At 65.9% G+C, this 10,578-nt stretch carries 8 protein-coding genes and 3 pseudogenes; 5 read left to right on the top strand and 6 right to left on the bottom strand.

Features of this window, described 5'->3' with window-relative positions; translation table 11 throughout:
- Positions 1–124: 124 nt before the first annotated feature.
- Positions 125–238: pseudogene (locus tag ABZ453_RS48925) on the bottom strand (IS5/IS1182 family transposase); the annotation flags it as partial.
- 1,254 nt (positions 239–1,492) lie between these two features.
- Between ABZ453_RS48925 and ltrA the strand changes: the two are divergent.
- The 4 genes from ltrA (at position 1,493) to ABZ453_RS48945 (ending at position 6,512) form a co-directional block, all read left to right on the top strand.
- Positions 1,493–2,929 (top strand): group II intron reverse transcriptase/maturase, encoded by a 1,437-nt coding sequence (gene ltrA, locus ABZ453_RS48930; RefSeq protein WP_359026251.1) that lies wholly within the window; start codon positions 1,493–1,495, stop codon positions 2,927–2,929.
- A 510-nt stretch (positions 2,930–3,439) separates the two neighbouring features.
- Complete coding sequence (locus tag ABZ453_RS48935; protein WP_359026253.1) at positions 3,440–4,594, top strand: site-specific integrase; 1,155 nt, start codon at positions 3,440–3,442, stop codon at positions 4,592–4,594.
- Complete coding sequence (locus tag ABZ453_RS48940) at positions 4,591–5,526, top strand: tyrosine-type recombinase/integrase (RefSeq protein ID WP_359026255.1); 936 nt, start codon at positions 4,591–4,593, stop codon at positions 5,524–5,526. Before ABZ453_RS48935 ends, ABZ453_RS48940 begins: the two co-directional genes overlap by 4 nt.
- Positions 5,523–6,512: a tyrosine-type recombinase/integrase gene (locus ABZ453_RS48945; RefSeq protein ID WP_359026257.1), complete on the top strand. Its 990-nt coding sequence runs from the start codon at positions 5,523–5,525 to the stop codon at positions 6,510–6,512. Before ABZ453_RS48940 ends, ABZ453_RS48945 begins: the two co-directional genes overlap by 4 nt.
- Positions 6,513–6,522: 10 nt before the next feature.
- On the opposite strand, the gene ABZ453_RS48950 is transcribed toward ABZ453_RS48945, so the two are convergent.
- Positions 6,523–7,083: a recombinase family protein gene (locus tag ABZ453_RS48950; protein WP_359026259.1), complete on the bottom strand. Its 561-nt coding sequence runs from the start codon at positions 7,081–7,083 to the stop codon at positions 6,523–6,525.
- 310 nt (positions 7,084–7,393) lie between these two features.
- Here ABZ453_RS48950 and ABZ453_RS48955 point away from each other — a divergent pair, with 310 nt between their 5' ends.
- Positions 7,394–7,717: a hypothetical protein gene (locus ABZ453_RS48955; RefSeq protein WP_359026261.1), complete on the top strand. Its 324-nt coding sequence runs from the start codon at positions 7,394–7,396 to the stop codon at positions 7,715–7,717.
- 117 nt (positions 7,718–7,834) lie between these two features.
- Here the strand turns inward: ABZ453_RS48955 and ABZ453_RS48960 are convergent.
- The 4 genes and pseudogenes from ABZ453_RS48960 to ABZ453_RS48975 all read right to left on the bottom strand — a co-directional run.
- Positions 7,835–8,442 (bottom strand): annotated as a pseudogene (locus ABZ453_RS48960) (ISAzo13 family transposase); the annotation flags it as partial.
- 192 nt (positions 8,443–8,634) lie between these two features.
- A pseudogene (locus tag ABZ453_RS48965) lies at positions 8,635–8,865 on the bottom strand (ISAs1 family transposase); the annotation flags it as partial.
- Positions 8,756–9,166, bottom strand: a complete 411-nt coding sequence (locus ABZ453_RS48970) for a transposase family protein (protein ID WP_359026262.1) — start codon at positions 9,164–9,166, stop codon at positions 8,756–8,758. The gene ABZ453_RS48970 and the pseudogene ABZ453_RS48965, both read right to left, overlap by 110 nt.
- A gap of 231 nt (positions 9,167–9,397) precedes the next feature.
- On the bottom strand, positions 9,398–10,264 hold the full coding sequence (locus ABZ453_RS48975; protein ID WP_359026264.1) for a hypothetical protein: 867 nt from the start codon (positions 10,262–10,264) through the stop codon (positions 9,398–9,400).
- Positions 10,265–10,578 lie beyond the last annotated feature (314 nt).

Genomic DNA, 10,578 nt, shown 5'->3' on the forward strand with positions numbered 1-10,578 from the left:
GGGCCACCGGCCTGCCCACCCGAGAAATCTCTGCCCTGAACGAGCCGAAAGGGTCCGTCAGCAAGCTGACGGACCCTCATGCAAGATCGAGGCTAATGCTGTCCAGCCCTGCTAGGGTCCGTCTTCAAACCGATCTTGGCCAGATCAGGAACGATGCGAGGGTGACCGCTGCTTCATAGGAAGTGGCGGTCTTCTCATATCTGGTGGCGATTCCTCGGAAGCCCTTGAGCCGGTTGAAGCTAGCGCTCAAGGAGCAAGCCGTAATGCCTGCACAGATGACTCTGAGGACGGGAATGTGCCGGTCATCGGGGTAAGTGGCCTGTTCAGGGCCGCTGAGACGGTGCGGTGGTTGCGTGAGCGGCGGTCCAGTGACGATGAGGGTGGTGGGGCGTCATGGACGAACCTGTTGCCGGCGAGCCCCCCAGTTGCCGTCGTGGGAGAGTCTCCCGGAGTTGAACCGGCAGTTGGCAGTGGGGGTGCTGGGTGGTCTCGCGCTCGGATGGTGACGGCGACTCCGGACGACGGGGACGAAGGTGATCTCCGTGGCGGTGGCGGCTCCGTGGGAGCGGGCTGAGGGCAAGATCCAGCGGAAGCACCGTGATCGGCTTGCCGTGGTCTATGTCCGCCAGTCGACGCCGCAGCAGGTCACGATCACGCAGAGTCGACCCGGTTGCAGTACGGGCTGGTCCAGCGGGCTCTGGACCTAGGCTGGTTGGCGGACCGGGTCGTGGTCATCGACGATGACCTGGGGCATTTCCGCCTCCGGTGTCCAGGTCCGGGCCGGTTTCCAGCGCCTGGTCTCCGAGGTCGGACTCGATCACGTCGGGATGGCCCTGGGGATCGAGATGTCCCGACTGTCGCGTTCAGGTCGCGAGTGGCATCGGTTGCTGGGTGCGCCACGAAGTACTACAGATTCGTGTGGAGATGGAAGGGCTCCACCGCCGGGCCGTCGCAGCGGTCGGGTGAAGCTGGAGGCAGCCTGAGCCGGGGATCGCCGGGGAGGGTGGGAAGCAGCCTCGACAACGTCGGGACGGGTCGGCACTGCCAGACGGTCCGGGTCCGGCTAGCAAGGTCAGAAGGCGGAACGTGAGTGAACCAGTGGTTGAAGCTCCGTAACGGTGCCTCCGGCTCCAACCTGGTGGATATGGGCCGGATTGCAGTACGTGACCCGATTCGATTAGGCGGGTCAACTCCGAAGCCGGATCGAGCAGACGGTGAGGAGGCCACGTTGAAAGCCTGCGGCGTAGGCGTGGCGATGCTGCCGGGGTATAGCTGGCCGCCGACCTGGCCGAACGATGCGTAGTGAACGTGGGAACCATCCGCGGTCGCCCTCCCGCCGAACCTCCAGTGCGGTGGTGGGCAGGCTCGTTGCCGGCTGATGGCCGTGGATGGGGCGGAGGCCCCGTAGTAGTCCGAGCGCGCGAGAGGCGCGTACACGGCGAAGGGGCCAGCAAGTCAGCAGCAAGGACGCTGGAATGCCGGGAGGACGTTGGTGAATACCGACGAGCTGGAGTGGGCCTTGATGAAGGCCGAGCGCCGGGTACTGGAGATCCAGACCAAGCTGCACCATTGGGCCGTAGATGATCCTCATCGGCGGTTCGACGACCTGATGAACCTCGTGGCCGACCCCGCGTTCCTGCTCATGGCGTGGGACCGGGTTCGGAGCAACAAGGGTGCGAAGACCGCCGGGGTGGACGGCCATACGGCCTCGTCCATCGCGCTGCGGCCGGGCGTCGAGGTATTCCTCGACGAGCTGCGGTCCTCGTTGAAGGACCGCAGCTTCCGGCCGCTGCCGTCGCGGGAGCGGCTGATCCCGAAGCCGGGCACGGCCAAGCGCCGTCGCCTGGGGGTGAGTTCGATCCGTGACCGGGTGGTGCAGGCGTCCTTGAAGCTGGTGCTCGAGCCGATTTTCGAGGCGGATTTCCTCCCGCGTTCCTACGGGTTCCGCCCCAACCATCGGGTCCATGACGCGGTGTCCGAGGTGCGGCACTTCACGTCTCACTCCTATGAGTGGATCGTTGAGGGTGACATTCGGGCCTGTTTTGACGAGATCTCGCATCCGGAGTTGCTAGACCGGGTGCGTGGTCGGATCGGCGACAGACGCGTCCTGACGCTGGTGAAGGCGTTCTTGAAGGCGGGCATCCTCACGGAGGCTGGCGCGCTGGAAGACACCGACACCGGTACTCCCCAGGGTTCAATTCTTTCGCCGTTGCTCAGCAACGTCGCCCTCTCCGTCCTGGACGAGCACTTCGCCCAGGCGCCGGGAGGCCCGGCGTCCAAGTCCTGGGAGCGCGCCAAACGCCGCCGCCTCGATCTTCCAAATCACCGGCTGGTCCGGTTCGCGGACGACTGGGCGCTGATGGTGGCGGGCACCAGGAAGGACGCCGAGATCCTGCGCGAGGAGGCCGCTCAGGTGCTCGCCCGGATGGGCCTGCACCTGTCGGAGGAGAAGACCCTGATCACCCATATCGACGAGGGCCTGGACTTCTTGGGCTGGCGCATCCAGCGTCACCGCAAGCGGGGCACGGACCGGCAGTACGTCTATACCTACCCGTCCAGGAAGGCGCTCCGCGCCGTCATGGCGAAGGTCAAGACGATCTGCCGACAGGTCGATACGAACCATCCGCTGGACATCCTCCTGCTCCGGATCAATCCGGTGCTGCGGGGATGGACCGCGTTCTTCCGCCCTGGGGTGTCGAGCGTGACCTTCCAGTTCCTGGACGCCTATGTCTGGCGCCGGGTCATCGGATGGATCCGTCGCAAGCATCGCAGGATCTCCCGGAAGGAACTCCGCCGCCGCTACTGCGACGGTGGATGGTGGCCCAGAGGCCAGGAGCGGGAGCTGTTCCACACCGGGCTGGTACGCACGACTCGGTACCGATACCGGGGATCGGTGATCCCCTCACCCTGGCCGCTGGCAGCGGCATGAGGACAACATCACGCCCCTGACCGGGACTTGCGGAGAGCCCGTTGCGGCGACGAGTTGCACGGCGGGTTCGGGAGGCGGTCCGGGGAAACGGGCTGCTCTCAAGGCCAGTACCGCGCCCCGGGCCGACCTTACAACTGTGTGTGTTGTCGGGGACGCTGCTGGCCGACCCGGACGGTGTCTATGACCCCGCAGAGCACAAAGACCGGCTCCTGCTGGGGCTGAAGAGGACGATGGCCGAGGCCTTATGCCGATCTCGGCATAATGCTTCTTATGCGGACCCAGTCGTTATGCCGCTCCATGGGGATGCTGCCCTGGTGGAGGGCCCGGGCACCGTTGCATTGATCGGCATAATCGTGGGGTTTTAAGGAGATATTCGCAGGTTCCGGATCGTCCTGCTGGTTCCTTTCGTCGTACGGCCCTGGCTGGGGGCCTGAACGAGAGGAGGCGATCATGACGACGGTTCCGTGTTGGGCTCGAGTGAGCGGTCCGCTGGCTCCGTACGCAGAGGGCTTGCGAGTTGATCTCGAGCGGCTGGGGTACACGCCGCTGACGGCGGCCGGGCACGTGCGGTTGGTGGCCCACTTGAGCCGCTGGATGCTTGAGCAACACCTGGCGCCCTCGGAGTTGACGAAGGCCACGGTGGACGCCTACTTCGCCGAGCGTCGTGCGCTCGGCTACGTCAACTCCGTCACCGGCCGGTCCCTGCGACCGCTGCTGGACTACCTGCGGAACTTGGGGGTGACCCCGACAGCGGCACCGGCGGCGCCGAGGGCACCGGTGGAGGTGCTGTTGGCCCGCTACCGGGACTACCTGAGCGTCGAGCGGGGCCTGGCGACTACGACCGTCGAGCTGAATGTACGCCTGGTTCGACCATTCTTGCTCGGCCTGGCGGAGACCGAGGGCCGCCTTGACCTGGGTGGGTTGGACGCGGGTGAGGTGACCACGTTCGTACTGGAGCAGTCCCGCACGCGACCGGGTTCAGCGGGCCGGATAGTGACCGCGCTGCGGTCCCTGCTCGGTTTCCTCCATATCGGCGGCCTGATCGAGAAGCCGCTGTCCACGGCGGTGCTGGCGGTGCCCGGCTGGACGCAGACCGGCCTGCCCAAGGGGCTGCCGGACGAGCAGGTCGCAGCGCTGCTGGCCTCCTGCGATCGAGGTTCGGCGACCGGGTGCCGGGATTTCGCGATCCTCACCTTGCTCGTCCGCCTCGGCCTGCGGGCCGGAGAGGTCGCCGCACTGGCCTTGTCCGACATCCACTGGCGGCACGGTGAGATCACCGTGCGGGGCAAGGGCAACCGTTGTGACCGCTTACCGCTGCCGGCCGATGTCGGAGAAGTCATCGTCGACTACCTGCGCGACGGGCGTCCGGAGCGCGCGCAGGACCGCACCGTCTTCGTCCGCGCGCAGGCTCCCTACCGGGCGCTGACCTCCAACGGCGTCACCACCGTGGTGGTCATCGCGGGCCGGCGGGCCGGACTGGGCCTGATCGGCGCCCATCGGCTGCGGCACTCCGCGGCGACCGCGATGCTGGGCGCGGGCGGATCACTGACCGAGATCGGGCAGGTGCTCCGTCATCAGCGCCTGCTGACCACCGCGATCTACGCGAAGGTCGACCACCGGACGCTGCGGCAACTGGCCCGACCCTGGCCCGGTGACGCGGCATGAGCACTCTGCGGTCTCTACGCCTGGAACTGGACCACTACTTGAGCCTGCGCCGCATGCTGGGGTTCAAGCTCCACAACGTCGGACGGCTGCTGGGCCAGTTCGTCGACTACCTCGATGAGCACGGCGTTCATACGCCCACCACCGAGTCCGCGCTGGCCTGGGCGGCGCTGCCCGCTGAAACTTCGAGCAACTGGCGGGCGATCCGTCTGTCTGCGGTGCGTGGCTTCGCCGCGTATCTGCACAGCATCGACCCCAGCGTCGAGGTTCCCCCGGCCGGGCTGATCCGCCATGGGCCGGACCGCGCCACCCCCTATCTGTATTCGGAGGCGGAGATCCTCGGGCTGCTGCGGGAGGCCGACGGACTGCGTCCGCGACTGCGAGCGGCCACCTACCAGACGTTGATCGGCCTGCTTGCGGTCAGCGGCCTTCGCGTCGGCGAGGCGATCGCATTGGACAGCGCCGACCTCGACCTCGACAACGAGCTGCTGGTGGTACGGCACACCAAGTTCGACAAGTCCCGTCTGGTGCCGCTGCATCCGAGCACGATCAAGGCCCTGCGACGCTACGTGGACCTTCGTGACCGGACGCGTCCGCATCCGGCATGCCCGGCTCTGCTGGTGTCTTCCACCGGGGCCCGGTTGCTGCACTCGAACATCGGGCTCGTCTTCACCCAACTGGCCAGCCAGGCCGGCATCACTCGCCGCTCGGCGTCCTGCCGGCCGCGCATCCACGACCTTCGGCACGGTTTCGCGGTGTCCACCGTGCTGGACTGGTACCGCGAGGACGTGGACGTGGCGGCCATGATGCCCCGGCTGTCGACGTATCTGGGGCATACCGATCCGAAACATACCTACTGGTATCTATCGGCCGCCCCGGAGCTGATGGCTCTGGCCGGACAACGCCTGGACTCTCACCTGGCAGGTCACCCATGAACACCCTCGCGCCGCTCCTGCAGTCGTTCTTCACCGACCGTCTCGTTCGGCAGCGCCACGCCAGCGACCACACGATCGCCGCCTACCGCGACGCGATCAAGCTGCTGCTGGTCTTCGCCGCCGACCAGACCGGGAAGCCACCCTCCCGTCTGGATGTCGCCGACCTGGACGCACCGTTGATCGGTGCGTTCCTCCACCACCTGGAGGCCGACCGCGGCAACGGCGTCCGGACCCGCAACGCCCGCCTGGCCGCGATCCATTCGCTGTTTCGCCATGCGGCTCTGCAGCGTCCCGAGGACGCCGCGGTCATCGCGCGGGTGCTGGCGATCCCACCCAAGCGCTTCGACCGCACTCTGGTCACCTACCTGACCTACGAGGAGATCAACGCGTTACTCGAAGCCTGCGATCAGGCAACCTGGACCGGCCGACGCGACCATGCACTACTGATGCTGGCCTGCCAGACCGGGCTCCGCGCCAGCGAGCTGACCGGATTGACCGTGGGCGACGTGCATTTGGGCGTCGGCCCGCACGTCAGCTGCCTGGGCAAGGGCCGCAAGCAGCGCATCACCCCGCTGACTGTGAGCACCGTCGCCACGTTGAAGAACTGGATGAACGAACGTGGCGGCCTTCCCTCCGACCCGCTGTTCCCCGCACGCCGAGGCGAGGCCCTGAGCCGCGACGGGCTGGAGCGACGCATCACCAAGCACGCGGCCACCGCCACACGCTCCTGCCCGACTCTGCTCGGCAAGAAGGTCTCACCCCACGTCATGCGTCATTCCGCCGCGATGCGGCTGCTGCACGCCGGCGTCGACACCGCCGTGATCGCCTTGTGGTTGGGGCACGAAAACGTCGCGACTACGCAGATTTACATCCATGCTGACCTCGCGCTCAAGGAGCAGGCGTTGGCCAGGACCGCCCCGCAGGACGCCATCCCGGGCCGCTACCGACCCGCCGACACCACCCTGGCGTTCCTCGACGGTCTGTAGATTATGCCGCTCACCTACGGCCGGGCTCCGTCACCACGACGGCTCCCGGCCGCCACCTCGGCATAACGGCAGGGTCCGCATAAGAGGCCTTATGCCGATCTCGGCATAATGCTTCACTGATCGTCCCCTTCAAGCCCAGCAGCAGCCGGTCGTTGTGATCGCTGGGGTCGTAGACGCCGTCCGGGTCCCCGAGCAAAGCCCCTGCCAGGGCGCACAGTTCAAGGAGCTGGTGCCACTCACGGCCACTGCGCGCCAGCCGGGACATCTCGATCCCCAGCACGATCCCCACATGGTCCAACCCGACCTCGGACACCAGCCGCTGGAAGCCGGGCCGCGCATCGATCCCGGACGCGGAGTGCCCCAGATCCTCGTCGATCACCAGCACCCGAGCAGGCGGCCATCCCAGCGCGACCGCCCGCTCGACCAGGGCGTACTGCAGCCGCGTGGACTCCTGATGGTCCCTGACCTGTCCGGCCGTCGACTGGCGCACATAGACGGTCGCAAGCCGGTCACGGTGCCAGGGCTGGACCTTGCTCTCCAGCCGTTCCCACGGCAGCCCGACCGCTGTCATCCTCCCCACCCCCGTCCGCGCTCCCAGGCAGTACCGCCGTCGCCATCCGCTCCACCAGCAGACCCAGTAAGCGCTGCACCACCACCCGGTTCACCTCCGGGAACGACTCCCACCTCGGCGCACCCGCTCCCGCGGGCCCGGACTGGGGGGCACGGCCGCATCTCCTCCAGCCATCGCGACCCACCCCCCTCACCCGCCTCGACCCGCCCCTCAAGCAAACGGCGGACCGTTCCGACCAGCGCCAACAGGGCATCAACCCCTATGACAGGGGCATTCCCTGCGCTGGTCTCGGCTATGTCAGCACTGCGGCTTGCTCCTTGAGCGCGGCTGGCGCGACATGAAGCAGATCATCGACCTGCGGCCCGTCTACCACCGGCTCGAGGAACGCATCCGCGCCCACGTCATCCTCTGCTGGCTCGCCCTCCTGCTCATCCGCATCGTCGAGACCCAGGCCGGCACGACCTGGGCCCAGGCCCGCCGCGAGCTCCAACGCCTCCACGCCGGGACCTTCACCGGTCCCACCGGCACGTTCCAGCAGGTCACCGGCCTCACCAAGCCCCAGACGGACCTGCTCGCCAAACTCGGCATCCCCCACCCCAAGCAGGTCCTCGACCTTCAGCCCACACCCCGCTGACCAGCAGGAATACCGCCGCCTAGAGAAACGCACTCCAGGCGGCCAAACCCATGTCCACGCAGGTCAGACCCCGGATTCGGTACTCCAGGCCGTCGAATTACGTCGAGCCCGGGCCTTGGGGCGCCACTCTCGTCCGGCCATCGGCAGGCGGCCGATCTGCTCGCGCTTCTTGGTGTCCACGCTGATCACCGGCTCGCCGGCCGCCTGGTGCTGCTTGACCTGCTTGTTGAGATACCGGAACTGCGCGTCGCGGTCCGGGTGCTGGCTGCCTTCGAGGGTCTTGGCGTTGCCCTGAAGGCTGAAGCCGGCCTGCTTGAGCAGCCGGCCCACCGTCGGCGCGGAGACCGGATGGCCCTGTCGGCCCAGTTCCTCGGCCAGGTGCCGCAGCGACTTCGTCGTCCAGCGCAGCGGGGATTCCGGGTCGCCGCGCTCGTCCGTTCGGCCAGGGCCATCAGCGCCTCCACCAGGCCCGGAGCGACCATTTCGGCTGGCCTGCGGCCTCCCCCCGCGGTGCGAGTCCGCCCATCGGGCAGCGGCCCGGCTCCGGACTCCAGCTCCGCGACGCCTCGGCGCACGGTGGTCTCGCTCATCCCGGCCGCCCGGGCGGCGGCTCGCACTCCGCCGTGACCGAGCAGCCTCGCCTCGGCCGCCACCGCTAAGCGCCGTTGCCGCTCGTTCAGATGAGGCAGCAACACCGAGAAACAGCAGTCGAGTTGGGACAGCATCGCTTCCGTGATCGCCATACCAGACCAACGAGCCGATGCCCCCGAAGCAACACGTTGATTCCTTACGGCTTCATTTCCTGCGCAATGTCTTCGGCGTGATCCCCAAGGACGCGGCCGAGATGGTCGCCGCGACGCTGCTGTGTCGTGCTGGGTGTACAGCGCGTCCATCGTGACCACCGTCCCGTCCAGGTCGAGGACCTCCAGCAGGTCCCGCGCCGCGGGTATCTCGTTACTCTTCTCGCTCACGGCGACCTGGCCGAGGACCGCGCCCGACCCGTGCGCGAGCGCGGCGACCAGGTGCGGGGCCGAGGCGTCACCGACGCGAGCACCCCTCACAGTCTTGCCGTCGATCGCGATCACCCGTCGGCCCGCGACGAGTGTGGTCCGCGTTGCGGCCCACGCCCCCAGCACGACGTCGAGACGGTCCGCGTCCAGCCTCGCGAACAGGCGTCGCATCGTCGACTCGTCCACCGCTCCCCGCTCCCCGCTCCAGACCCAGCCGTGCCATGGCCACCGTCCCCGCGTCCCGCGCCCATTCACCGATCGCCGTGAAGCCACGTGCTCCGGCCATGACCGCGCACACAGCGACCGCGATCAGAGCTCCTGCCGGATGGCGGATTCCGCGCCGCCGACGCGGATCAGGTATCCGGCCGAGCAGGTCGACGAGGAGCTCATGATCCGGGACGGGCGCGCGAACAGGTACGGAGATACGCGACGATGACATGGCGCGGGCGTTGTTCCCTGGGCGGACGGACGGATGGCGTAGGAACCTCCATCCAACCCGACCGGAAGACGCCTGCGCACCTCAACCACCTGCAAAACACCACGTCACAGGGCTACCAGACGACTTTGCCGGAGCCCTGGGACACGACCCAACTACCTGGCCTTTCTCGGCCTCGCCGCCCTCCTTGTGCTGCTACAAGCGACTCATCCGTCTCACCACATAGGACACCGTCTAACTTCGAATGCTCGGCTTACCGAGTGGCTCGGGCTCGTGGAAACGGCGGAGAACCTCGGCGAAGCCACAACAGAATGCGTCAAGGTCTTCTCTTGGGATATTTTCGGGTAGCGCGGCCGACTTTCTAACGATCTCGTTGATGAGATAGTTTCGCCCCAGAGTGATGACGGGGTTACGGTTTGGAAGCAGTGCATTCCTGACGATTTCCTTGATGTGCTCCTCGGTTCCAAATCGATTCGCCACAAAGGACTCGAAGCGTACCAAATAACCTGGAAGCTTACCAAGGAACAGAGATGTCACCTCGTCGGCGATGGTGGAACCGGCACGTACCTTCGTGGCTACATTAAAACCGTCCGCATCCTCAATCATGTCATCCAACATATAGGTGCTCTGAATGTCCTTTCTGGCCAGCCGCTCCAGGCAGTACTCGTACCCCGACGGCTGCTTGTGACTGTCCCGCCGCCACTCGGCATAGAACGTGATGAGATCGCCACCCCAGCCGGCGACATCACCCCCATTTGTAACCGTACCGGAGGGCTTGCCCGTGACTAAGACGCCGTTGGTTGACGCACCAAAATGTGAAACCTTGACGGGGATCCCGTAGTAAGGGTCGGCAAAATATTCAATTACGCGCAGCCCAGACTCATTCACATATTTAATGAAACCGTGATCCACTGCACCGATCAGAAGGCCCCACTTCCAGCCACTATATTCCTTATGGCGTAAAAACTCAGCGACTAGTCGATCCGGTGATCGACGGCTTTTGTAATCCTTCGCCAAGTCATACAACTTGGTGATGTAGGATACGAATTCTTTTACCGATGGTATGTTTTGTTCAGTTGTCGCGATGTGATAGATGTCCATGGCTGCGAGACCTCCCGCAGTGGCGCCCGTCGCGGCAAGGAATGCTCTGCGCGAGAGAATCCTTTTTCTCGTGCACATATCAGTCATATTCATTCTTATGGTTCGGCTTCCAATGGAGGAATTTGTGATGCTACTTGCAGAGGTGGCGCCGAATTAGAGCCAAATGCCCTCTCTGGCCTAGACACCCCGGTTCTGATGTCGTCTAAGATCTTTCGACACCAGGGCGCGTGCGTTCTCACGCGGCGGGATGAGTAACTCGTGCGTGGACGTGCTCTGATGGCCTGGTTGTCCGTACTTGGATGCGACGAACGCGA

The sequence above is a fragment of the Streptomyces sp. NPDC005799 genome (assembly GCF_040630525.1).
Taxonomy (GTDB): Bacteria; Actinomycetota; Actinomycetes; order Streptomycetales; family Streptomycetaceae; genus Streptomyces; species Streptomyces griseorubiginosus_B.

What these genes read in the sequence shown, in the direction of transcription:
- ABZ453_RS48975 (WP_359026264.1), bottom strand. Translation starts at nt 10,264, where the DNA reads ATGGACATCTATCACATCGCGACAACTGAACAAAACATACCATCGGTA.
- ABZ453_RS48940 (WP_359026255.1), top strand. Translation starts at nt 4,591, where the DNA reads ATGAGCACTCTGCGGTCTCTACGCCTGGAACTGGACCACTACTTGAGC.
- ABZ453_RS48970 (WP_359026262.1), bottom strand. Translation starts at nt 9,166, where the DNA reads ATGTCATCGTCGCGTATCTCCGTACCTGTTCGCGCGCCCGTCCCGGAT.
- ABZ453_RS48945 (WP_359026257.1), top strand. Translation starts at nt 5,523, where the DNA reads ATGAACACCCTCGCGCCGCTCCTGCAGTCGTTCTTCACCGACCGTCTC.
- ABZ453_RS48950 (WP_359026259.1), bottom strand. Translation starts at nt 7,083, where the DNA reads ATGACAGCGGTCGGGCTGCCGTGGGAACGGCTGGAGAGCAAGGTCCAG.